Origin of the sequence: Shewanella sp. SW32 (assembly GCF_025653365.1) — a bacterium.
In the GTDB taxonomy this organism is placed as follows: Bacteria; Pseudomonadota; Gammaproteobacteria; order Enterobacterales; family Shewanellaceae; genus Shewanella; species Shewanella oncorhynchi.
On record NZ_JAKKSJ010000034.1, the window covers coordinates 15,808 to 39,671 of the forward strand.

General features: G+C 45.4%; 18 protein-coding genes. 10 read left to right on the plus strand and 8 right to left on the minus strand.

Annotation, left to right across the window (positions count from 1 at the left end; translation table 11 throughout):
* The first annotated feature begins 96 nt into the window (after positions 1-96).
* Positions 97-2,460 (plus strand): Tex family protein, encoded by a 2,364-nt coding sequence (locus tag L5M28_RS18360; RefSeq protein ID WP_263204129.1) that lies wholly within the window; start codon positions 97-99, stop codon positions 2,458-2,460.
* Between the two features lie 218 nt (positions 2,461-2,678).
* On the plus strand, positions 2,679-4,643 hold the full coding sequence (locus L5M28_RS18365) for an LTA synthase family protein (protein ID WP_263204130.1): 1,965 nt from the start codon (positions 2,679-2,681) through the stop codon (positions 4,641-4,643).
* Positions 4,644-4,742: 99 nt separating this feature from the next.
* Here L5M28_RS18365 and L5M28_RS18370 read toward each other — a convergent pair whose 3' ends face one another.
* Positions 4,743-5,300 (minus strand): hypothetical protein, encoded by a 558-nt coding sequence (locus L5M28_RS18370; RefSeq protein WP_263204131.1) that lies wholly within the window; start codon positions 5,298-5,300, stop codon positions 4,743-4,745.
* A 61-nt stretch (positions 5,301-5,361) separates the two neighbouring features.
* On the minus strand, positions 5,362-6,156 hold the full coding sequence (bioH, locus tag L5M28_RS18375) for a pimeloyl-ACP methyl ester esterase BioH (protein ID WP_263204132.1): 795 nt from the start codon (positions 6,154-6,156) through the stop codon (positions 5,362-5,364).
* 32 nt (positions 6,157-6,188) lie between these two features.
* Here bioH and L5M28_RS18380 point away from each other — a divergent pair, with 32 nt between their 5' ends.
* The 7 genes from L5M28_RS18380 to nfuA all read left to right on the plus strand — a co-directional run bounded on the left by L5M28_RS18380 (position 6,189) and on the right by nfuA (position 13,404).
* Positions 6,189-6,971 carry a ComF family protein gene (locus tag L5M28_RS18380; protein WP_263141465.1) on the plus strand — a complete coding sequence of 261 codons (783 nt, stop codon included), beginning with the start codon at positions 6,189-6,191 and terminating at the stop codon, positions 6,969-6,971.
* Between the two features lie 177 nt (positions 6,972-7,148).
* The gene (locus L5M28_RS18385) at positions 7,149-7,895 is read left to right on the plus strand and encodes a helix-turn-helix transcriptional regulator (protein WP_173248236.1); all 747 of its coding nucleotides are present in this window, start codon (positions 7,149-7,151) and stop codon (positions 7,893-7,895) included.
* Positions 7,896-7,897: 2 nt separating this feature from the next.
* Positions 7,898-8,575, plus strand: coding sequence for a response regulator transcription factor (locus L5M28_RS18390; RefSeq protein ID WP_263204133.1), 678 nt, complete (start codon positions 7,898-7,900; stop codon positions 8,573-8,575).
* Positions 8,562-9,806 (plus strand): sensor histidine kinase, encoded by a 1,245-nt coding sequence (locus L5M28_RS18395; protein WP_263204134.1) that lies wholly within the window; start codon positions 8,562-8,564, stop codon positions 9,804-9,806. Before L5M28_RS18390 ends, L5M28_RS18395 begins: the two co-directional genes overlap by 14 nt.
* 174 nt (positions 9,807-9,980) lie before the next feature.
* The gene (locus L5M28_RS18400; RefSeq protein ID WP_263204135.1) at positions 9,981-10,745 is read left to right on the plus strand and encodes an outer membrane protein OmpK; all 765 of its coding nucleotides are present in this window, start codon (positions 9,981-9,983) and stop codon (positions 10,743-10,745) included.
* 92 nt (positions 10,746-10,837) lie between these two features.
* Positions 10,838-12,586: a urocanate reductase gene (gene urdA, locus L5M28_RS18405; RefSeq protein WP_263204136.1), complete on the plus strand. Its 1,749-nt coding sequence runs from the start codon at positions 10,838-10,840 to the stop codon at positions 12,584-12,586.
* 239 nt (positions 12,587-12,825) lie between these two features.
* Positions 12,826-13,404, plus strand: a complete 579-nt coding sequence (gene nfuA, locus L5M28_RS18410) for a Fe-S biogenesis protein NfuA (protein ID WP_006079591.1) — start codon at positions 12,826-12,828, stop codon at positions 13,402-13,404.
* Between the two features lie 74 nt (positions 13,405-13,478).
* Here the strand turns inward: nfuA and rdrD are convergent, their stop codons facing one another.
* The 4 genes from rdrD to L5M28_RS18430 all read right to left on the minus strand — a co-directional run bounded on the left by rdrD (position 13,479) and on the right by L5M28_RS18430 (position 21,202).
* A complete protein-coding gene (gene rdrD / locus L5M28_RS18415; RefSeq protein ID WP_263175686.1) occupies positions 13,479-14,201 on the minus strand; it encodes an antiviral RADAR system accessory protein RdrD in 723 nt (240 codons plus the stop codon).
* Positions 14,202-14,212: 11 nt separating this feature from the next.
* Entirely contained in the window at positions 14,213-16,936 is a 2,724-nt protein-coding gene (gene rdrB, locus L5M28_RS18420; RefSeq protein WP_263175685.1) for an antiviral RADAR system adenosine deaminase RdrB, read from the minus strand.
* Complete coding sequence (gene rdrA, locus L5M28_RS18425) at positions 16,936-19,668, minus strand: antiviral RADAR system adenosine triphosphatase RdrA (RefSeq protein ID WP_263204137.1); 2,733 nt, start codon at positions 19,666-19,668, stop codon at positions 16,936-16,938. The genes rdrB and rdrA overlap by 1 nt, the downstream gene beginning before the upstream one ends.
* Positions 19,669-19,837: 169 nt before the next feature.
* On the minus strand, positions 19,838-21,202 hold the full coding sequence (locus tag L5M28_RS18430; protein WP_263204138.1) for an MATE family efflux transporter: 1,365 nt from the start codon (positions 21,200-21,202) through the stop codon (positions 19,838-19,840).
* 22 nt (positions 21,203-21,224) lie between these two features.
* On the opposite strand from L5M28_RS18430, the gene L5M28_RS18435 reads away from it, so the two are divergent.
* Positions 21,225-22,271, plus strand: a complete 1,047-nt coding sequence (locus L5M28_RS18435) for a polysaccharide deacetylase family protein (protein ID WP_263204139.1) — start codon at positions 21,225-21,227, stop codon at positions 22,269-22,271.
* Here L5M28_RS18435 and L5M28_RS18440 read toward each other — a convergent pair whose 3' ends face one another.
* Both L5M28_RS18440 and cyoE read right to left on the minus strand, forming a co-directional pair.
* A complete protein-coding gene (locus L5M28_RS18440) occupies positions 22,272-22,904 on the minus strand; it encodes an SCO family protein (protein ID WP_263204140.1) in 633 nt (210 codons plus the stop codon).
* Between the two features lie 47 nt (positions 22,905-22,951).
* Positions 22,952-23,857, minus strand: a complete 906-nt coding sequence (gene cyoE, locus L5M28_RS18445) for a heme o synthase (protein WP_263204141.1) — start codon at positions 23,855-23,857, stop codon at positions 22,952-22,954.
* Positions 23,858-23,864: the final 7 nt, after the last annotated feature.

Below are 23,864 nucleotides of genomic sequence, written 5' to 3' on the forward strand. Positions count from 1 at the left end.
GATTTGACTTAGGCTTTAGCATGAAACATATGGGGCGCCTGTGGTATCTTTGGCGCAATAACGACTTACTTTACAGTTAGGCACGACACTTTATTTATGCAAACTAATGCACATAACATCGCTCAGATTATCGCTCAAGAACTGAATGTTCGTGAGCAACAAGTTGCCGCAACCATCACTCTGCTTGACGATGGTGCGACAGTTCCCTTCGTTGCCCGCTACCGTAAAGAAGCCACGGGCGGATTAGACGATACGCAACTGCGTACCTTGTACACACGTTTAGGTTACCTGCGTGAGCTGAACGACAGACGCCAAGTGATCCTGTCTAGCATCCAAGCTCAGGGTAAGTTAACGCCAGAATTACAAAGGGCGATTGACGAGGCAGACAGTAAGACACGTCTCGAAGATTTATACCTGCCCTTCAAACCTAAGCGCCGCACTAAAGGCCAAATCGCTATCGAAGCTGGGCTTGAGCCATTAGCCGATGCCTTACTGGTTGATCGTAGCCTAGATGTCGAGACTACAGCGGCGGGTTATATCAATAGCGAAGCGGGTTTTGCCGATGTTAAAGCTGTGCTCGAAGGTGCGCGTTATATCCTGATGGAGCGCTACGCCGAAGACGCTGAATTACTGCGTAAAGTGCGTGAGCATTTAAGCCAAAACAGTGTGTTAGAAAGCCGTTTAATTGCTGGCAAAGAGAAAGACGGCGCGAAGTTCCGCGATTATTTTGAGCATACAGAACAGTTAGCTAAGATCCCATCACACCGTGCACTGGCTATGCTGCGTGGGCGTAATGAAGGTTTCTTAACCTTATCTATGAATGCCGACCCAGCCGCTGAAGCGGGCCAAGGTAGTTACTGCGAAGTGATTATCTGTGATCATTTAGGGCTGAAATTAGGTGATAGTAGCGTTGATCAATGGTTGAAAACTGTGGTGACGGCGACATGGCGTATTAAGATTGCCCTGCAGATGGAAACTGAGTTTATTTCGCAAATGCGCGAACGCGCTGAAGCCGAAGCGATTAAAGTTTTCGCCCGTAATCTAGGTGATTTATTGATGGCCGCTCCTGCGGGTGCGAAAGCCACCATGGGACTCGATCCTGGTTTACGTACCGGTGTTAAAGTAGCAGTGGTCGATAACACAGGTAAGTTGTTGTGCCATGCGACTATTTTCCCACACGCACCGCAAAATCTGTGGGAAAAGTCGATCCGTACTTTGGCTAACTTAGTCAAAATGCATAAGGTTGAGCTGATTGCGATTGGTAACGGCACTGCATCACGGGAAACTGACAAGCTGGCCGCTGAGCTGATTGCCGAAGTGAAAGATACCCATCCACATTTGACCAAAGTGATGGTCAGTGAGGCGGGCGCGTCTGTGTATTCTGCATCGGAATTGGCGGCGTTGGAGTTTCCTGATCTTGATGTGTCGATTCGTGGCGCTGTGTCTATCGCCCGCCGCTTGCAAGATCCATTAGCCGAGTTGGTGAAGATTGAGCCTAAGTCTATCGGTGTCGGTCAATATCAACACGATGTGAGTCAAAGCCAATTATCGGGTTCGCTGGAAGCCGTGGTGGAAGATTGTGTAAACGGCGTGGGTGTAGATCTCAACATGGCCTCTGTGCCGTTATTGTCACAAGTGGCAGGTTTAAATAAGACGTTAGCGAAAAACGTGGTCGATTATCGCGATGCCAATGGTCAGTTTAAGAATCGTAAAGAGCTGCTGAAAGTGCCGCGTTTAGGGCCTAAAGCCTACGAGCAAGCGGCGGGCTTTTTGCGTATTCGAGAAGGGGACAATCCACTCGATGCCTCGTCTGTGCATCCAGAGGCTTATTCGCTAGTGGAAACTATCGCTAAGACTAAGCAAGTAGAGTTGGCGAGCCTGATGGGTAACTCTGATTTGCTGCGCAGCATCAAGGCAGAAGAGTTTATTACGGCGGAATTTGGTTTGCCGACGGTCACAGATATTTTAGCAGAACTGGATAAGCCAGGACGCGATCCCCGCGGTGAGTTCAAAACCGCCAAGTTTAAAGATGGTGTTGAAGAACTTAAACATCTGAAACCTGAAATGGTACTCGAAGGCGTAGTGACCAACGTGACTAATTTTGGTGCCTTCGTTGATATTGGCGTACATCAAGATGGACTCGTGCATATCTCTTCTCTAACCGACAAGTTCATCAGCGACCCGCACACTGTGGTGAAAGCGGGAGATGTGGTGAAAGTCAAAGTGATGGAAGTTGACGTTGAGCGCCGCCGCATCGGTTTGAGCATGCGTTTGGATGAAGCTATCGACCAAAGTAAGCCGCAGCAAAGACCGCACAATCCTGCCAGAACTAATCATGGTAAAACACCGCAGTCAGCGAAACCGGCTGCGCGTCCTGCGCAAAAGCAAGCACCTAAAGCGCCAGCAAACGCGGCCATGGGCAATGCCTTTGCTGATGCCTTCGCTAAGCTGAAAAAGTAGACGCTGTAATGTTAATACTCGGACATACGTCATGTCCGAGTCGACTTTTTAACCTGTTACTCACAAAATTGTTGCATAAATGTCGTCTTAGGGAATATAAAGTCGGCATTTAATGCAACGTTAAGCAAAATCGGTTGTCATAGCACAGCTTATTCACCGATTTTTCAAATTGACACTCCAAAGCAGAGTGGCTCTTTTTACACGTTTTGGGGTAACACATGCAATCTGGTTTATCACCTCGCGGGCGAAACAATGCCCATGGGCCTTTTCGCGCCATCTTTATCTTTTCGTTATTAGTGCTTTTCATTGCCACCGCGAGCCGTATCGCTTTAGGGCTGTGGCAAGCCGATCGCGTGGCCGCTGTTGATGGTTGGTCGCATCTCTTAATCCAAGGTTTACGCGTCGATATCGCTACCCTGTGCTGGTTATGGGGTATTGCTGCCTTAGGAACCGCATTATTTTCAGGTGATCATTTTATTGGCCGTCTATGGCAGCCGATTTTACGGGTGTGGTTAACCGTCGGTCTGTGGATCATGCTCTTTTTAGAAGCATCGACCCCCGCTTTTATTGAAGAATACGGTTTTCGTCCGAATCGTTTGTATGTGGAATATCTGATCTACCCGAAAGAAGTGCTTTCTATGCTGTGGGCGGGTCGTAAGCTTGAGCTTATTTTCTCAATATTATTAACCATAGGTACACTCTGGGGCGGTTGGGTTCTCAGCGGTAAACTGACGAGAAACCTGCGCTTTCCACGCTGGTATTGGCGTCCAGTATTAGCGTTAATCGTTATCGCAATTACGATATTAGGTGCCCGTTCAACCTTGGGTCATCGTCCGCTTAACCCCGCTCTGGTGGCCTTTGCTGACGATCCATTAGTGAACTCTTTAGTTATTAACTCTGCTTATTCCTTGGTGTTTGCCATCAAGCAGATGGATAGTGAAGAAGATGCTTCTAAAGTGTATGGCAAGCTAGATAACGCGGAGGTTATTGCAACGATTAGGCAGGAAAGTGGTCGCCCTGAAAGTGCCTTTACTTCAACGGATATCCCATCACTGAGCTTTAACCAAGCCAGTTATACTGGTAAGCCAAAGAACTTAGTGATCCTACTGCAAGAGAGCTTAGGCGCACGATTTGTCGGCAGTTTAGGTGGGTTACCCCTGACACCGAATATCGATGCTTTGTCTAAAGAAGGTTGGTATTTCGATAACTTGTACGCTACTGGTACACGATCTGTACGCGGAATCGAAGCCGTGACAACAGGTTTTACGCCAACGCCAGCTCGCGCTGTGGTGAAGCTAGGTAAGAGCCAAGTTGGCTTTTTCAGTATTGCTGAATTACTTAAAAATCATGGATATACCACGCAGTTTATTTATGGTGGCGAAAGTCATTTCGACAATATGCGTAGCTTCTTCTTGGGCAACGGCTTTAGTGACATCATAGATCAGAAAGATTACAAATCTCCGGCCTTCGTGGGCTCGTGGGGCGCGTCAGACGAAGATTTAATGCGCAAGGCCAACAGTGAGTTTGAGCGTCTGCATAGCGAAGGTAAGCCTTTCTTTAGTTTAGTGTTTAGTTCGAGCAACCATGATCCATTTGAATTCCCAGATGATCGTATCGAACTTTATGAACAACCTAAGCAAACTCGCAACAATGCGGCGAAATATGCTGACTATGCGGTTGGTGAGTTTTTCAAATTGGCGAAAAACGCAGACTATTGGAAAGATACGATTTTTATCGTGGTTGCCGACCATGACAGTCGAGTGGGTGGTGCGGATCTGGTGCCAGTATCGCGTTTTCGTATTCCGGGATTAATTCTTGGGGATAATCTAACGCCAAAACGCGATCATCGTATTGTGAGCCAAATTGACTTGCCGCCGACTTTATTATCCTTGATTGGAATATCTGACTCTTACCCTATGCTGGGCCGTGACTTAACTCAGGTCAGCGATGATTGGCCAGGGCGTGCTCTGATGCAATACGATAAAAACTTTGCGCTGATGGAAGGTAAAGATGTGGTCATTCTGCAACCAGAGAAAGAGGCACAGGGTTTCGAATATAATGAAAAAAACGAGCAGTTAACGCCTCATCCACCCGCTGCTGCCGCGCTAGAGAAGAAAGCCTTAAGTTGGGCATTATGGGGCAGTTTGGCCTACCAGCAAGAGCTGTATCGTTTGCCTAAATAAGCGTTAAACAGCATAAAAAATGCCGCTATTTTTAGCGGCATTTTTGTTTATCACTCAGGTTAATTTTGTGCGCAAACGGATTCATACGATTGGAATAGGTTAAATCCACGTCGACATGGCTGATTCTTGTTCTGGCTGAGTCTGCTGCTGATAAAACTGACCAATACGCTGCCCGAGTTGTTGATAAAATTGACTCGATTCGCCTTGAAGCGATTGCCTTGCCGTACTGCTGGTATTCGCTTTAGCGCTACTACTGGCATAACTTGTTGCACCTTGACTGACCTTTAAGCGTATATCCTTACGTTGCAGCGCCGCTTGGCCTCTTGCTGCAATTTTTAGCGTTTTAGGTAAAACACGCTCGGCCACGACAAGGGGCGCTTTTTTCTCTTGCTGTTGTTGGTTCTGTTGCTGTGAGGATTGCTGTTGCTGCTGTTTTTCTTGAACTTGCTGCTGATTATGCTCGAGCGTTTTCGCCTGTTGTTGAGCTTGATCCGCTGTGCGTTCATTCTGTGGATTAAAGGCGCGTTCTTCGTGACCTTTAGTTGCCGCTTGTGGTGGGATGACCACAGGTTTCAGTTGGTTGTCGACCCGAGCCGAGTCCGTCGCGACATTACTGGTCGCTAGCGGGACTTGGGGGTAGTTACTGACAACTAACATGGAAAATTCCTTGGCACATTAATGGTTAAATACTAGTCATTAATTGCTCAAAGATAAAGCGTTAACGTGTCTGTAACGTTAACCAAGGCATAAATACCTGCAAAAACTCCTGCTGATGGGAAATAAAGGGCGCGTGAGAGGCTTTGGCGAGCATCACATCCACACTTTGAGCTGTGATGGGCATTTTAGGTGGTACGCGTTTGGGCACTAGCCCGTCGAGTCGGCCCCAGATCCTTAGCCAAGGTTGTTGCAACTCTATCAGTTGCTGCCTTAAGTCGACGTCGGTTAGCATATTTAGGCCTTGAGTTAAGGCTCTGGTATTGGGTAAAGGACGTGCGAGGACAAGATCGCGCAGTTGTTTGATGTCTTCCTTGGCGGTTTCGCTACCCATGGCTTGAATCGCCAGAAATCTCTCTATAGTTTTAGGTAAATTTTGGCCGAGTTGTTCTCTAAATTGATGAAGGACTTGTGGCGGAATGCCCGGCCATGCTTCGTCTTCCCTTGCCATAAAGCAAGGGGATGAGGCAATAGTAATCAAGCCTTTGATTTTTTGTGGATAACTTAACGCTGCCTGAGTCGCAACGAGCCCACCGAGTGACCAGCCGGCCCAAATAGCGTGTTCAGGTAATGCAGCGACTAAGGTATCGACCCAGGTTGATAGGCCACCTTCAACCATTTGGCTATGGCCGAAGCCCGGCAAGTCTACATAGTGCACCCTATACTGAGACAGTGACTCATGTAATGGCGTAAACACAGCGCTATTCACTCCCCAACCGTGAAGCATCACCAGATCTGGCCCTTGGCCGCTGATTTCAATATGCAAATTTGCTTGGTTTGTGGATGTGACTTGGCTCACTTGAGTGCCTCAAAAATGGATTAGGTGAATGTATGCCGCACTTTGTCAAAAGGATTTGGCCGCAATCTGCTTTGCGGATAATGCGTTTAGGCTATCAACTCGGTACAAGGTGGTTGGCGGGCAGTTTACCTAACCGTTGCCTGCTGTGCCACCAATCCATATCACTTCCCGAGACTGGCATTTGCGCCGTTTGTCTTCAATCTGGCTTATATCATGGGCCTATTTGCTTAGGTTGCGGTAAGTCGATGCAAATAGAAGTCGATTATTGCGGTGAATGCCAAAAGCGCCAGCCACGTAAAGTCATTGCGCCTTGTAGTTATCATCAAGGTTTGGGTGCTTGGGTTGGTGCGATTAAATATCAAGGTCAACTTGCCGCTTTGCCCGTGCTGTGTAGCGCCTTAGTGGCACGCATTAAGGTATTAGAACAGCAAGGATTAATCTCGCTGCCTCAAGCGATAGTGCCAGTCCCATTGCATCCAAAACGCTTACAACAACGGGGATTTAATCAGGCGTGGTTAATTGCCCATGAGTTATCACAGCTCTTGCAACTGCCGTTAGTGAGCGAAGGGTTAACGCGCCAACAAGACACTCGATCGCAGGCGGGGCTTTCGGGTGCACAGCGACGACGCAACTTACATGATGCCTTTATGTTAGCGGATGATTTTGCGTTCCAGCGTGTTGCATTGGTGGATGATGTGGTGACCACCGGCACTACAGTCTCTGAAATTGCTCGCTTATTCGAAGCACGTTATGTGCATGTTCAAGTATGGTGTTTGGCAAGGGCAGAGGCGCCAGGCTTGTTGGATGATATTTAAAAAGGTTAAAAGCATTGCTCCATTATATCTTTGTGTATGTCAAAATTATGTCAAAAATACTGCGTAAAAATGAATAAGTTTTAATTTTGCGACAAGATGTAAGTATCTGTATCAATGGGTTTTGTTTATTTTTTGTATTGAGATACCTTTCTATGTTATTTCGTTTGGAGGGTATTTATGGACGCTAAACTGGCGCGATCAAATGCAGATACTGCATCAACGCTGAAGGACGTTATTCAGGCGATAAACTACTCTTTGAAGCTACATGGTTTTTGTGGTTTCTGGTTTCAAGGAGTTCCACATTGTGCGTATGAAAATTATCACTTTCCAAAAGATACCAATCTGTTCTCTCCTACGGCACTAAGAAAACCTATCGCCAGCATAGCTTCTTCCCCTGTTATGGCTGAATTACAGCGTTTTTATTTAAATCAGATAGCCTCCCATGATTTCAATTTTGGTTTTTCATTGGATACTTCAAAATCTTATATGTATAGATTCACGAGTGAAAAAAATGATAAGACCAGCCTATTGTTTAGTAAGCATAATATTCAAAGTGTTTTGAGCTGGCCCATCTCATGCCACTCTAATCGTCATTGGACAGGCCGGTTTATACTACTTAGCCATCTTAGTGCTTCGGAGGTGGTGTTAGAGGGATTGGCAGACACTTTAAAGGAAGCTCAAAACAAGCTTTTTGAATGTAATAAACAATTGTTCAATCCATTTCTACAAAGCTCTCTGCTTAAAGATAATGCGAGAGATATCCTACTTATGGTCGCAAACGGTCTTCAAAACGACGAAATTTCAACTCAGCTCCCGATAAGTGTCAGAGGAGTTGAATATCATATGGAATCCATGCGTAAGAAATTTGGGGCTACAAATAGAGCAAATTTAATCCATTTAGCCCATCAATATGAGTTGATTTAAATATGTTGATATTACTGGTTGAAGATAATCGGCTTCTCTCTAACAACATCATTCAATATCTTGAATTGAGTGGCATAGAGTGCGATTACGCTTTCAACCTGGCACAAGCGGATATGCTCATTAGTCAGCAGCAGTTCGACGCTATTATTCTCGATCTAAATTTGCCGGATGGTGATGGGATTGAAGCGTGTGAACGCTGGAAAGCACAGTGCATTACCTCACCAGTAATCATGTTAACTGCACGTAGTGGTCTGAATGATCGCTTGAGTGGGTTTGCTGTGGGCGCGGACGATTATTTAGTAAAACCATTTGCAATGGAGGAACTAGTCGCGCGATTGAAGGTGGTTGCTCAGCGTCGTCCCGCGCCCCAAAGGTTGACTATTGGCGACCTAGAAATCGATTTTGCAAACCACATGGTGTATCGGCAAGGGCAACAGCTGGCTTTGTCTAAAACCGGATGGCAGATCCTGGCTTTATTAGCTAGGCGTAGTCCAGAAACGGTGAGTAGAGAAGAGATAGAGCGAATGCTTTGGCCCGACAGCGTACCTGATAGTGACAGCTTGCGCAGCCATATTCATCTTTTACGTCGAGTGATCGATCGCCCCTTTGAACGGCAAATATTACATACGATTCGTGGCGTTGGTTTAAGCCTTAGAGATGATATCAATGCAAGCGCCTAAACTTAGCCTCAAGCGTAGCTATCAAGTGTGGGGAGTTATTTTTCTATTAATAACCTTAGGCGTGAATAGTTTTATCCCGCTTTGCATGATGTGTGCCGGTATGATTTCTATGCATGAGGTCACAATGCACAATGCAGGGCAAGCGGCCGAAGCATTACTGAAGCTGGCGGAGCCAACTCAGCAATCATTACTTCATCAACCACTTCTAAAAACCGATAACTTAACTGTCTATCCTCATTGGCGAGATATTCCGCTGCAAATTCGTGAGTTAAGTAACAATGAAGTCTTAACTGATGCGAGCACAATTCACTATGAGCATGCAGAAGGTCCCATTGTTAACGCGTTAAGTGTGTACTACACCCAAACTGGCCAGCCGCTCTACGTTTGGCTGCAGTTTAGTGTTACCCATGATTTGCAATTTGCCCCTAAAAATATGACGGCGATCTTGCTGCTTGTCTTGATAACCTTTTGTGCCAGTGCAAGTTTAGCGTTTTATATGCAAAGCAAAGTGATTACGCCTGTTCATCAAATTAGTCATGCGATTAAACAACATGATTGGGAAGGAGGAGGAAAACTGAGTTTACCAGAACAAGAATATGCTGAATTAAAGGCAATTGTTGATGCTTTAGATAACTCGATTTTACAACTTCAGGAGGCTCAGCAGCGAGAACTCAATTTTTTACGCTTTGCTAGCCATGAGTTACGTACGCCAGTCGCCATATGCCAATCTTCATTTGAAATCCTCGCATTACAACAAGGTGAGCTTACGGGGGCAACTCTGTATGCTTCCCAAGCGACCAATCAAATGAAGTCACTCATTGAAACCCTACTATGGTTAACTAATAAAGAGTGTTCAAACCTAGAAAAGGAAAACGTAGCATTATCGCCTTTACTTGCCAGTATTATCGAGGAGCAGCAACGGGCACATGGTTATGAGCAAAAAATTCAATTATTGTGTGACGATACTTGCTTGCCAGTTCAGCTTCATCCGCTAAAAATAATATTAAGCAATTTATTAAGGAATAGTATTGAGCATGGTGGGATGGATATTCGCATTACTCAAGATGCTTGTTGTATAGAAATAACCAATTCCTACAATAGTAAGGGCCGTCATGGATTTGGTTTAGGGCTTTTACTGGTGAAACGTCTCGCTAATCAACTGGGTTGGACTTTTACTAGCTCATCTGCAAATAATTTATTTACAGCTAGGCTGGTAATATCTAATAACTAAAGAATGAGAACTATAGATTTACTGCATTAAACCACACACTTTTAAAATGCAAAAGCGCCGTTGGGCTTAGATCACATAGTCATCATGCTATTCGTAGTAACTTTATTATATAAAGTTTACTGGTCGATAAGTATTTTAAAATACTTCCTAGAATACATGGTTGAGAGGAACTCTATGTGTAAAAAAAGTGTGGCATCTATTTTAGTCAGTGCAATTATTTTTAGTGGTTCAGTATATGCTGATGTGAATAAAACGAGCGTGGATTTAGGTTATAAGTTTTATACTAGTGACGCAAAAAATGATAACCCAGGTGTTTTTAATCAACCTTTTGTAAAGTTGAATCATTTAGGAATTGCAGATTGGGGTACTTACTTTGCTAATCTTAAGCTCGAAAACCCTGCTGAAATCGCGGAAAATCAGAAGAACCTTGATGGTAAAACTACCATTAAGTCATTATTGATAATTGAAAATAAGCTGGGAGAGTCGCAGTTCAACTTCTGGACTCAGAACTTTATCTCTGCGAGTGAAACGCTAGTTGAAGATAATCTTTACTTAGGTATTACCCATAATGCAAAAATTCAAAATTTATCACTAAACTATGGTGTCGGTTTAAATTATACCATTGGTAGCTTTTCCCCCACATCAGAGAAGTTTAATGATCTGTCAGGTTATGCCGTGGTTTTAAATGCAAAGTACCCATTTGAGTTGCTAGGGTTAAAACATAGTTTAAGTTTGAATTATGAAGCACAAATTGATAGGGATGCAGCGCATCAAGCATTATTTTCATATGACAGCTATGGCCATCAGATAATTACAACATTACAAACAAGCCTCACAGATTCAATATTTTCAAAGTTATATATCACCCATTATGATAGCTGGGGTTCGCAATATAATGATGGGATTGAATACGGTATATCTGTTGGTTATCAGTTTTAACGGTTTATCAAATAGGTTGAAATTTTGATAAGTAGAATCACATTTAATTTGGTGCTGTTCTAAATTTTATCAAAAATAATAAGGGAATTGTAATGCATTATAAAAAATCCATTATTGGTATTGCTGCAACGGCAACAGCAATTATTGTCGGTTGCCAAGTTACCCATCAAATAGTAAAAAGCCAGGGAACCGCTCAAGGCAAGCATGGCGAAGTGCAGGTCGAAACCACATTCAAAGACGGACACATTGTGGCGATTGATGTACTAAAGCAAAAGGAAAATAAAGTCCTTGCTGGTGCCGTATTTAAAGATGTTAAACAGGCGATTATTGATAATAACTCTATCGAGGTTGACGGTATTGCAGGCGCAACCGTAACGTCTAAAGCGCTTAAAGAAGCCGTGGGTAAAAGTATTGAAGCCGCAGGTGTTACGTTAGTTGCTGTCGCTTCAGCTAAAAAAAATGAAGCATTAACACCAGCAGAATATACCTATGATGTGGTGATTATTGGCTCGGGTGGTGCAGGTTTCAGTGCTGGTTTAGAGGCTATGACTGCGGGACGAAGTGCAGTGATTATTGAAAAGATGCCTATTATCGGCGGTAATTCTTTGATTTCTGGCGCTGAGATGAATGTGGCCGGTAGTTGGGTGCAAAAAAATATGGGGGTGACCGATAGCAAAGAGCTGTTTATTAGCGACACGCTAAAAGGCGGCGATTTCAAAGGTGACCCTGAAATGGTTAAGACCATGGTCGATAATGCGGTTGATGCTGCTGAGTGGTTAAGGGATTACGTCAAAGTAGAATTTTACCCAGATCAATTATTTCAGTTTGGTGGACACAGCGTTAAACGAGCGCTAATCCCTAAAGGTCATACCGGAGCAGAGGTGATCAGCAAGTTTTCTATTAAAGCTGAAGAAGTTGGCTTACCAATTCATACCAATACTAAGGCTGAAAAGTTAATTCAAGATCAAACGGGCCGAATTGTGGGTGTAGAAGCGACTCATAATGGCAAAACGGTAACCTACTATGCAAAACGCGGTGTTGTGATTGCCACAGGTGGCTTCTCGTCTAACATGGAAATGCGTAAAAAATATAACCCAGAGTTAGATGAACGATATGGCAGCACAGGTCATTCAGGTGGTACTGGTGACGGTATTGTGATGGCAGAAAAAATACATGCAGCAGCTAAAAATATGGGATATATCCAGTCATATCCCATTTGTAGCCCAACCTCGGGTGCGATTGCCTTGATTGCTGACTCTCGCTTCTTTGGTGCGGTGTTAATCAACCAGAAGGGTGAGCGCTTTGTTGAAGAATTGGAACGCCGAGATGTGATTTCACATGCCATTCTAGACCAACCAGGCCGCTATACTTATGTGCTCTGGAATCAAGACATTGAAAACGTTGCCCATACAGTTGACATGCATCAAGGCGAACTTAAGGAATTCACAAAAGACGGGCTAATGTATAAGGTCGACACCCTAGAAGAAGCCGCTAAAGTCTTTAATATTCCTGAAGACAAGTTGTTATCAACGATTAAAGACGTTAATCGTTATGCCGCAACAGGAAAGGATGAAGCCTTTAATCATCGCTCAGGATTGGTTGATTTAAGTAAAGGACCTTATTGGATTTTAAAGGCTACACCTTCTGTGCACCATACAATGGGTGGACTAGCGGTTGATATACGTACTCGTGTACTTGATGAACAAGGAAAAGTGATTCCGGGCTTGTTTGCTGCGGGTGAAGTGACTGGTTTAACCCATGGAACCAATCGACTCGGTGGAAATGCTTACACTGATATCATTGTCTTTGGTCGTATCGCTGGACAAGAAGCGGCTAAATAGTTTGTATTTTATGTCTGGCTTAAAGCGACCCAATTGGGTCGCTTTTGTTTGTAAATGATGCAGTTCACTCGCGTACAACACATTCGTTTAAAGCTTGTTTATGATGAATAAATCGTGATCGCTATGGCAAAAATCCATAAACTTGCTATCCAAAGGACTACAAAGCGAAGGTGAGTCGGAGTATCATACGGCTAATTCTTACTAAAACACTCAGGTATCCCCTGACGGAGCAGGTTTTCATGATTACCATTTCCGATGCGGCTCAAGCCCATTTTGTTAAGTTGTTAGCAGATCAACCTGAAGGCACTCATATTCGCGTATTTGTGATCAGTCCTGGTACCTCGCAAGCCGAGTGTGGTGTGTCTTATTGTCCACCGGATGCAGTAGAAAGTGATGATATTGAAATCGAGTTCACTGGCTTCAATGCTATGGTCGATGAGAAGAGTGCACCTTTCCTTGAAGATGCCACTATCGATTTTGTGACTGACCAGCTCGGCTCACAGCTCACGCTCAAAGCCCCTAACGCAAAAATGCGTAAAGTGTCTGGTGATGCACCTTTAGTCGAGCGTATCGAATACGTGATCCAATCTGAAATCAACCCTCAGTTAGCTGGCCATGGTGGTAATATCATGCTGGTTGAAATTACCAAAGAAGGCGTAGCCGTACTGCAGTTCGGCGGTGGATGTAATGGTTGTTCTCAAGTTGATATCACCCTGAAGGATGGTATCGAAAAACAATTGTTAGACATGTTCCCAGGTGAGTTGACTGGCGTACGTGACGTGACAGATCACCAGCACGGTGAGCATTCTTACGCTTAATCTTGTTTGTTAAGCTGAATGAAAAACGCGACCTCAGAGTCGCGTTTTTCATATTTGGCTTCGCTAGAGGCAAATTACTTCGATGCATCTTTTAACCGCTCGACTTGAGCAAGTAGATAATGCGAGTCGGAGATCGTGTCGTTATGCTTATTTAGTCTCAATGCTTCATAAAATTGACCAAGTTCGAGTAGGTGAGACTCTACAAATGGAACGCCAAGCTTTTCTCGGCTAGCAAATAAAATACATAAGCCCTCAGCTCGACTTGCAAAAAGCTGGTATCGTTCATTACGACGGGTAAAGCCTAGAGAGCGTTCAATTAACATGGCAGAAAGAGTTACCACAGAAAATAAAGCTAAGCCTAGTTGAAGCGGATATGGGCTGGTAATGACCACTAACCCCCCGACTAACAACATATCTAACAATAAAGAATTCGTAGCAAATTTTGAAAGCAGACTAAGTGCTTCTACATCAGACTGTTTTGTCGAGGAAACAAATAAAAATATCAGCAACAAAAGAAATGAAATACCCAGGATCCATTCCGGCCAATTGAAATCCAATGAAATTGGTTGTTTTAAAAATTGATCGATCACTTTAAACCCAATCTGATCAACCATTGCCATTGCTAAACACACGGCAAAAAAAATCAAGCCAGTGGCCGAATATAATGGAATACGTCTAAATGTATATCTAAGCCAGTTTGTTTCTTTGACTTTGTCTTTTAGTTCCACCTTGGTTGCATTAAGGACTGCGAGTAACTCAGTGTAATTTGTAATGGGTTTTATATTGTTCTGTGACATATCTGTCCTTATTAAACAGGTTCAAACACTGGCAAATGGTTGCGATGAAATTGCTCAATGCCGTATTGTCGCAGCGTTTCCAGCCAGCGTTCGGCTACAGTACGGCCAACTTTTAACTCAAGAGCCGCTTCGCGTAGCAATAAAAATTCAGTGCGCAGTGTGGTCGGCATAATACCTGGGTCATCGGTATTTACCAGTACCCGTACTGGCCCACGACGAAGTCCGTACAAGTTGGCTGCGGCCCCTTTTTCTAGCACCGACTCATCAGGTGGACTCCAGCGGAAGATGGGATGTTCAGAGTGTGATTTTAGCCGGGCAATATACACATTAGAGGTTGGATTAGCCTCGATGATTAGCCCTAGTCCGTCGTATTCGGTCAATAACCAATCTTGTAATGCATGCATGAACGCTAGCTCTGCAGGGGTTTCTACATCTTCCAGTAGATTATCCTTACGCTTGTGGCCAATTTGTGCGTGAGCGTTGCTTTCATCACCCATACGAATTATCACCAGTCGCTCTTTCTTGTTTGTCTTCAGCCATTGATGACGCGCTAAGTAGAGCTGAGCGGGCAGATTGTTATCAATCAGCTGCCGATGATCCGGCAAGGCAAGCACGTCTTTGGAGTCATGCATTGCCCCACCCAATAGCTCTTGCCAGCGATATTGGCAATTACGTCGTAGCAACCAAGCCTGATACAAATCATCCGCAGTGGCACGACTAAGAAGTGAACTACTAAAATTGGCAGAGCTTGCCGGTAAATTCTGTGGTTCCATAGGGTTCGGCACCTGCCACCAGTCGGATTCACGCCAGAAATGGGCAATGCGCCGCTCTAGCAAGGGCAGCACCTGCAGTGCCAACGGCAAATTGCCGCTCAGCATAGTGGCGTAATGCCATAGCCACACCAGATTATCTAAGTGTTCATCTATGGGGAGTATCATATCGCCCTGACGCCCAGCCCACTGTTTCGGCTCAATGCCCAGCGCCAATCCATGGCCTAGTCGATCACCTTCGCGCATCTCGCAAAAGCGGACTGTTTCGTCAATATGACGCATACCCGAGGCGGGGTGGGCGTAGTCTTCGCCCGCATGGATACTTAAATGAAACCCCGTACCAGCCCGCTCGCCATTCGGACTCATTTTGAAACCGCCTCGAAGCCAACGCAGCACTGGGGCAAACCATTCGATTTTTAGAGCGTTTTCATCACCAGCGACATCCAAGCCGCGAAACCAACGTGCAGGCTGAAAGTGGAAATTGTGGTTCAGCTTACCGCCCAAAAACTCAGGAGCTACCCAGCCAGCATCGCTTTGCAAATTTCGCATTAGCTTTTCGGCCTCTTTCCATAGGGCCTTGCTATCCGACTTGGAGCGCTGGTTTTGCTTATGTGGCTTTGATCGTGAAAAATGGCCACAGAATTGCCAACGCTCCAAATTTTTCAAATATGCCTGTGTTTTTGCATCGGGATGAATTTCATGCTCACCAAAAATATAAGGTGGTCTAGGTTGGCGCAATCCGGCATGTTTCGCCATTGCTTTAGCAAAAGGCCGTGTGTATTGAGCAGAAAATCCGTCTGGACCTGATTTGATTTCTGCAACATCACTGGCACCAACCCATAGGCGATGGATATTCCCTTGTGTATCACTACCACGCCCCAGAGTCGCACCAAAATAACGCTCAGCAAAGCGTGTTAGCCCCTGACCATCCATGATCAGGCTGCGCCGCAGCAGGTTAACGGTCTGCCAAAAACATAAAATAGCGGCACGTTGTAGCGGATGTGTATCTGTTGCTTGATAACGGCGACATAGATAAAGATACAGCCATAACCAACGGTTAGTACGCCCCCGCTGCATGATGTTAGCAAGCTGCCCCAGCAACCAGTCGGCACTCCCAACGTTGGTAGCAGCTTGTATATCGGTCAATAATTCCCAGTCAGGTAGTTTGATAGGGGTATCCATAGGCATAGATAAGCGATTGAGCTTTTTCTGCCAACTTTGCCATTTCTGGCTCTGATTTGTTGGAGTCGGATCAGCCGTTGCTGAGGGAGAAGCCATGTCAGGCTCAAGCAACAGTATCAATAATTGGCGCGCCCGCTGTAGTAAGGGCTGCAGATTGTCGTGCTGTTCTTGCTGCCAATGGTTGTTATTTGTGCTTAGTGTCAATGCACGACCAGCTAACAAATAATCATCCAGAATCGCACTATCGGCGGTTACGCCCCAGAAATGCACATGCCCTTCAGCAAAAGGCAATGACGGATTGCCCTGTGGTGCAAAAAATGCGGTTTGGGCAGAGACTATACGCTCGATATCATGTGCTGCTGGTTGGGGGATATCTTCTAACCAGTGTGCCAGATGCCAGCCCGCCAACAGGGTAGGGTCCAGTCCCGCGGCGAGGCGTACATAGGCTTGACATTCTCGCTCACGGTAACACAGTAGATCACCATTGCGTTGTAATAGCCGTTGTTGCAGTTCATCCAGCCAGGGTAATTCTGGCGTGACTAGCAAATCGCCATCACACATCTGCCCCATTAACTGGCGAACATCGGTTAGCCGATGTTCGCGTGGATAACGAGCCTCCACACTCTCGACTAGCAAGTGGTAGACATGGCCTTGCAGTTTTTCCCAAAAATCAGCCGCAAAATCGACTGCAGTTGGCTGCAAGTTTTGCCATAACCAATCAGCCAAGCGTTCATCACCGTAAAAACATTCGGCGACATGTTCGGTTAGAGATCGATGGAGCATCAGAGGCGCTCAGCTTTTTGCTTGATGGCCTGATCGAGATTGTCGACGGTGTTCTTGCTCGACTTATCCGAGTAAATACTCTTCATCTCATCAAGTAACTTATTACATTGATCTAAATTCCGACTACCTAATGCTTTTTGGATTGCTGGGACAGTGAGCTTTGTTGAGGCAGCTATTTTTAACTTGTCACACAGCCATACTTTTGCCGATATTTTCGTTGGAGTTTTCTGCGATTTCCCTCCCTGCACAGGTTCAGGCTTAGGCCAGTCAAGTGCAATTAACTCATCTATCCATATTTTTAATGGATGATCGGCCAGACAATAACTGATGGTGCGCGTCTCTTTTCCAAACTTATTGCGATTTTGGTAGGGCTCATCTTTATTTGTAATTTGCGTGCTAGTTGGTGCAAATGGCCCAACATTCATAGTGAAATGATCGTTGCTTTCAAAGTTTTTCAGCTTTTTCGGATTAATATTGGTGGTGGCTACCACATTAGGTAAACCAAATAACTCACCTTTCTCAAAGCTGCCAAAAGCAAACCAAGTAGCGTAAAAAATATGAGCAACCCTATCAAGTGCAGTTTTAATGTGCTTCATGCCGTTAGGTATTATTTCGCTACTGGCAACTTGGCTATAGACCTTGTTAAACACCTTATAGACTAACCAGGGTGAGAGCTCGATTTGACTGACGCCATGTGTCTCACGCCATTTTTTTATATCAGCCTGCAACTGGATAATGAGTGCGTTTTGTGGTTCATCTTCCGTATTATCTTCGTCAGCTTTTTCCTGCTCTTCTGCTGCGTTTTTAGTTTCATCATCAAACAGCAGGGTTTTGGTAGGAGCTAAAGCTGCTGTCGAAAAGAAGGGCGCCCGATTCAAAATGCCATACACATCTTCAACGGAAACAGGTCCTGCAATACTGGCAATCATCAGTTCAAAAATACGGCCGATATTCAGCAGCATGCTCTGCTTGGCATTGGTATAAAAATTATGTTGTGCCAGCAGGCTAATTAAGATTGTTGCTTTGTGCTTCCTGTCGTCGAGGCCATCCAATGTAAGCGAAGAAATGTCTTTTTCATAATTCCAGCTTTTTGATGAATTAATCCCAACCTCGGCCACAGGATAAGGCAAAATAGTTTGCTGTGATTTCAGACCTGCCAGCCATTCTTCAGGCAAACGCTCATGCAACGCACTCGCCCAAGCTACCAGATCGTCAGGTTTGTCGAACAAGCCAAGGCTGCCTACATTGTGTTCTAGAGGTTGGAATAATGGCGTATCAAAAATACTGCCCGGATCAGACGGTGTACGATGTTGCCAATGTTGCTTAGCGAGCAGCACCAGATAAATTGCTCCGGCCTTAGGTTCGAAACGGAAATATTCTGCGAGTTTTTTGGATAGATCTTGTTGCTCTGCCCCTCCTTGCTCCACCTTGGTATATGAATAGTCAACAGGTGGAAGTGTTTTCATTTTATCGGCAAAGAGTTTGTACGCGTCGGCATAATCCCGTTTTGTCTTGTTATCGCTTAGTTCCAGATGCTTCTTCTGAAACTCATACACAGCCTCCAATGGCACTGTTGGCATTTGCCAGACTCGGCGCACTTGCAGCTCACTGTTTGCAGTACGAATGGCATTGGGCAATGCAGGAATAAAGTCGCTGCAATGATTAACCAGCTGGGTCAAGGCACGAATGGACGGTATGGGCAAGGGTAGACGACTATTTTCTTGACCGTTTACTGGGCCTGTTAAATAGATTTCCAGCCAGGAAATAAAATTAGCCAAAGGCATTGCATCGCTGGTGTTACCAAGCATCACGCCTTTGCCATCGGCTTCTTTTCTATCATAGCTCCACTGCCAATAGCAGCTGACTTCTGGCATGCTTTGGCGGCGAGGGAAGGGCAACACTTTACGCTGATATTCTTCTGCTAGCTTCAGCGCTGTGCCATATGCAGCAATTGATTTATGCCTAGAATCCTTCGTCAGACGACCATGAAAGTCGCGCCACGTTACTTCGTGGTACAAGGCGCGGTCACCACTAACGATTGGCAATACATAAGGCGTAGTTAAATAACGGCGGATGATTTCAAGGTTTTCAAAAGCCATATTGAGTGAGGTATCGACATCGTCAATCGGCAGAATGAGCAGTTTTTTATCAAGCAGCCTAACAGCTTCTAAGAAAAACTCATGCACGCTGTCTGCTAACTGTTTGTTGTTATACATGGCGCGCACTTTATCCATGCCGTGGCGTTCTTTTTGGGTGTCAACGGCTTCCAGCGAGTGTGCGAGCTGATCAAGCGCTTGATTCAATTTTCGCGATTTTTCTGGGTTGTTACATTGTGCTTGTTTGATGTCATCATCATGAAGCACTGCTGCCACTATGATATGCAGAAACAATGACTCGCCATCTTCCAGCAGGGTGGGGTCGATTGGCTTCAAAATGTGTACATCGTTCAACAAATCTGCATGTTCAAGCTTAAGATAATCTTTGAGGTTGACCAGCACGGCAGTTTTGCCTGTGCCGCGGTCACCATCTATAGAGATCGCATTATGTTCTCGCAGAGCATCTAGCGATTGACCATTAGACTTAGCTTCATTTGCCCGATTTCGTGCTTGCCGGATAAGTTCTGCCAGCGGTTTATATATTTCGTCACGCGGAAGTATGGTGTTGGTATCATGCAGTACGGCTGTTTCACTGGCATTGAGGGGAATGTATTTTCTTTTTTCTTGCGAATCCATTTGCGATACCCAGTAATAGCCTTTCGGCAAGTCATTAGTTTTATATATATTACAATACATTGTAAGTGACTGGGTAGTAATGCTTATTTTTACGACATGACCAAAAGATGTCGATATCAGGCAATGGTAGGTAAAGCTGGCCGTAATCAAATTGAATTAAACAATTTACCTATGTCAGAAAGCCTTTGCTGAAATAATAGTGCCCACCCAGTGTGAGGCTTCTTGTTAGCATAAAGACACTCATCGCGGCCCAGAGGGCATGGTTGCCTTGCTCTGGTAGTAATAGCTGTTGCAGTAAATACCATGTTGGGAAAAACGCGCCAAAGGTGGCGAGTATCATGCTATTGCGCATCACTTTTCCTTTAGCGGCACCTATGTAAACACCATCGAATAAATACGAGCTAAAGGACCATAAAGGCAAGAATATTAGCCAGATAAGATAGGTTTGCGCAGTGGCTCTGACCTCATTAATGCTGGTCAATAACGCGATAATATTACTGCCAAAAAGACTAAATACAGCGCAGAATCCTAGTGCCGTTATGGCCGACCAGCACCAAGCTAAGATCACAGCTTCCCTTAATTGTTCTGCCTGTTTTTGCCCATAAGCTCGACCGACTTCTGCCTCGGCATAATAGGCAATGCCATCGAGTGCATAGGAGATTAACAGCAGTAAATTCAATAACACGGCATTGGCCGCAACGGTATTATCACCTAGACCTGCACCATGGAATGTCATAAAGGCAAAAGCTGCCTGCAAGCAGAGGCTACGGACAAAAATATCTGTGTTGAGCCTCAGTAATTTGCCATAACCCGTTAAGGTGACATGGGGGAATAGCTGAGATAAGTGAAACTCGGGTGCGCGCTTGAGTTGTTGTAACACCATAGTGAGTGCGACTGTGAAAGCGGTGATATCGGCAAATACTGAGGCAAGGGCAGCGCCTTTAACTCCCCAGCCCAAGCCGAGGACAAACACCACATCGAGAATAATATTGGCAAGGTTGGCTAAAATCAGCTGCCACATGGCGGCTTTAGGTTGTTGTCGCCCTAAGAGCCAACCTAACATCACTAAATTGAGCAGGGCGAAGGGCGTTGACCAAATCCGTACCTGAAAATACTCGCGGCAATAACGTTCGACCTCGCTACTCGCTTCGGATAATCCTAACGCTAAATTCAATATCGGGACTTGCAGTGCGATAACGCCTGCGCCCAATAACATCGCTAGCATAGCGCCTTGGACTAAGAGTTTGTGCTGGGCGTGAAGATCGTCAGCACCAAAGGCTTGCGCGACTAAACCTGTCGTCGCCATACGCAAAAATCCCAATAACCAAATGATTAATGTGATAATCGTTGACCCGACAGCGACTCCCCCTAAATAATAGGCCTCACTCAGATGACCTATAACAGCCGTATCGACTAAGCCCAACAGCGGGATAGTGATATTGGAGAGTATCATCGGCAGGGCGAGCGCTAGTAACTGGCGATTTTTCGCGCCGTTGAGCATGAGGTCGAGCCAAGTTGATTTAGCAGTATTCATTAATTTCAGAGGTGTTCACATTATGGTTAAACGTGTGCTGTTGGCACTCATAGGGCTAATGACGTTTTCTGCCCATGCCGTGGTCATTCTGCAATATCACCATGTGTCAGAAACCACTCCGGCGGCAACCAGCGTTACGCCCGCGCAATTTCGTGAGCAAATGCAGTTTCTCGTCGATGACGGCTTTAAGGTGATCCCGCTTTCTAAAGTGGTTGAAGCGATCAAGCAAAAACAAGATTTACCCGCTAAAACAATCGCTATTACCTTCGATGATGGTTATCGCAGTATAGCGACTACGGCGCATCCTATCCTAAAGGAATTTGGATTCCCCTACACCTTGTTTGTGGCAATTGAGCCGATTAAACAAAAGTTTACCGAGATGATGACTTGGGATGAACTCATCACATTATCCAAGGAAGGCGCCGATATTGCTAACCACAGTTGGGCGCACGAACATTTGATCCGCGCCTTAGAAAACGAATCACAGGCGCAGTGGTTAGCGCGGATAAAAGCCAATATCTTAGATACAGAAAAAGCGATTGCAGATGCCACAGGGCACAATTTTAAAATGTTGGCGTATCCCTACGGTGAGTACAATCAAGCGTTGCAGGATATGTTAACTGAGAACGGCTTTGTCGCTTTTGGGCAACAGTCCGGTGCCGCGGGGCCCTATTCGCCATTAACGGCACTGCCGCGTTTCCCCGTTGCTGGACAATATGCTGACCTAAAAAGCCTTAAGGCAAAGTTATACAGCTTAAATATGCCTGTGATTGCACAAACCCCAAGTGATCCTGAGTTAAAGGGTGGTCATTGGCGTCCAGAGCTTAAAGTGACCCTCGATATGAGTGATATATCTGCTAAGCAAGTGATGTGTTATATCCAAGGTCAAGGCTCAAAACAGCCGACTTGGCTCAATGAAAACGAGTTTAGTGTTCAAGCGGATTTAGCCTTGCCTGCGGGGCGCTCGCGTTATAACTGCACAGCGCCGAGTAAGGCGCGCAATGGCTACTATTGGTTTTCTCAGCCTTGGGTAAGACCAAAGGACGATGGCTCTTGGATTAAAGAGTGATCAACGGCTAGGTTTGTATTGCGCCACTATTTTTTCAAAATCGCTAATTAATTTATCATTTAATACCTGCGGCGGTTTGCCTAACGCTGCCGTAGGTTTAAATACCGCAACTCGCGTTCCCTGCGGCGACACCAACACATAACCCGCACTATGGTCGACTTGGTAATTTTCTCCTTCACCCACCATGGCATAAGTGAGTCCTAAGCTGCGGGTGAGGGGAAATATTTGCGTTTGTTCACCCGTTACAGCTTTAAACTCTGGATTGAAAAAATTTACATAGGTCAGGAGTTTATCCGGTGTGTCCCGTTTAGGGTCGACGGATAGAAACACCACCTGCAATGGCGCAATTTTGTTTAGATCGGGATAAGCCGCCGCGAGTTTATTTAAGGTCGTCGGGCAAACATCGGGGCAAAAGGTAAAACCGATAAAGAATAAGCTCCATTTCCCCTGCAAGCTGGCGTTGGTAAAAGCCTGCTGATGTTGATCGACCAATTCAAAGGGCGCTAATTCATAGGCTTGCGGAAACAAAAAACCACTCTCTAGCTCGATAGGTTTCGGGGGATTAAATTTCACCGCAAATAGGCCGCCAAGACCGAACAATAAAATGGCGATGATTAAAATTCTTTTCTGCATTATTAGCTCCATAACGACAGGTTAGCGCGACAAACGAGTTGCATACACTAGTTCCACAAATAGTGGTCGAGCAGTAATGCCATGAATAACAACATCAAATGATAGATAGAGAAGCGGAACACTTGCATCGCCAAGCCATCATGATCCCGATATTTAAGTTGCCATGCTTTATAGATAAATCCGCTACTGAGTAAACTAGAGCAGACGAAATACACGGGCCCACACATGCCGACCAGCACAGGTAATAGGCAAGCAATCGCCAGCAATACTGTGTAAAGCAGAATACAGGTTTTAGTAAACTCGACACCGTGGGTAACCGGCAGCATAGGAATATCCACTTTGGCATATTCGGCGCGTCTGTGAATGGCCAGAGCCCAAAAATGTGGCGGCGTCCACGTAAAAATGATGATCACTAACAGCAACGCATGACCATGAAATTCGTTCGTCACTGCCGTCCATCCCAGCAAGGGAGGCATGGCTCCCGCAAGGCCGCCGATCACAATATTTTGTGATGTCGCGCGTTTCAAATAGGCAGTATAAACCAAGGCATAACCAATCAAGCTGGCAAAGGTCAGCCAAGCCGTGAGTGGATTCACCAAGGAATATAAGACGATAAAGCCAAGGCTACCTAAGCTGGCAGCGAAAATTAACGCGCGCGTAGCCGAAATGCGTCCCTTAGGCAGCGGGCGATTGTAGGTGCGCGCCATTAAGCCATCAATACGGCGATCGATCAGATGATTCAACGTCGCCGCTGAACCCGCCATCATGGCAATGCCCAGCATACCAGCGAGTAAAGGTTGAACGGGCACCGCATGGGGCACGGCCAGACACATGCCGACTAAGACAGTGAGCAGCATCAGTGCGACCACTTTAGGTTTGGTCATTTCAAAATAGGCGCGCCATGTCACGCTGAAAGTGGGTAGGCTACTGGTGATTGAGAGTGGTTTTGCCATCTTGGAT

Bases quoted from the DNA above. Each gene is read 5' to 3' on its own strand.
- L5M28_RS18360 (WP_263204129.1), top strand. From the start codon at position 97: ATGCAAACTAATGCACATAACATCGCTCAGATTATCGCTCAAGAACTG.
- L5M28_RS18365 (WP_263204130.1), top strand. From the start codon at position 2,679: ATGCAATCTGGTTTATCACCTCGCGGGCGAAACAATGCCCATGGGCCT.
- L5M28_RS18370 (WP_263204131.1), bottom strand. From the start codon at position 5,300: ATGTTAGTTGTCAGTAACTACCCCCAAGTCCCGCTAGCGACCAGTAAT.
- L5M28_RS18380 (WP_263141465.1), top strand. From the start codon at position 6,189: ATGCCGCACTTTGTCAAAAGGATTTGGCCGCAATCTGCTTTGCGGATA.
- L5M28_RS18385 (WP_173248236.1), top strand. From the start codon at position 7,149: ATGGACGCTAAACTGGCGCGATCAAATGCAGATACTGCATCAACGCTG.
- L5M28_RS18390 (WP_263204133.1), top strand. From the start codon at position 7,898: ATGTTGATATTACTGGTTGAAGATAATCGGCTTCTCTCTAACAACATC.
- L5M28_RS18395 (WP_263204134.1), top strand. From the start codon at position 8,562: ATGCAAGCGCCTAAACTTAGCCTCAAGCGTAGCTATCAAGTGTGGGGA.
- L5M28_RS18400 (WP_263204135.1), top strand. From the start codon at position 9,981: ATGTGTAAAAAAAGTGTGGCATCTATTTTAGTCAGTGCAATTATTTTT.
- urdA (WP_263204136.1), top strand. From the start codon at position 10,838: ATGCATTATAAAAAATCCATTATTGGTATTGCTGCAACGGCAACAGCA.
- nfuA (WP_006079591.1), top strand. From the start codon at position 12,826: ATGATTACCATTTCCGATGCGGCTCAAGCCCATTTTGTTAAGTTGTTA.
- rdrD (WP_263175686.1), bottom strand. From the start codon at position 14,201: ATGTCACAGAACAATATAAAACCCATTACAAATTACACTGAGTTACTC.
- rdrB (WP_263175685.1), bottom strand. From the start codon at position 16,936: ATGCTCCATCGATCTCTAACCGAACATGTCGCCGAATGTTTTTACGGT.
- rdrA (WP_263204137.1), bottom strand. From the start codon at position 19,668: ATGGATTCGCAAGAAAAAAGAAAATACATTCCCCTCAATGCCAGTGAA.
- L5M28_RS18430 (WP_263204138.1), bottom strand. From the start codon at position 21,202: ATGAATACTGCTAAATCAACTTGGCTCGACCTCATGCTCAACGGCGCG.
- L5M28_RS18435 (WP_263204139.1), top strand. From the start codon at position 21,225: ATGGTTAAACGTGTGCTGTTGGCACTCATAGGGCTAATGACGTTTTCT.
- L5M28_RS18440 (WP_263204140.1), bottom strand. From the start codon at position 22,904: ATGCAGAAAAGAATTTTAATCATCGCCATTTTATTGTTCGGTCTTGGC.
- cyoE (WP_263204141.1), bottom strand. From the start codon at position 23,857: ATGGCAAAACCACTCTCAATCACCAGTAGCCTACCCACTTTCAGCGTG.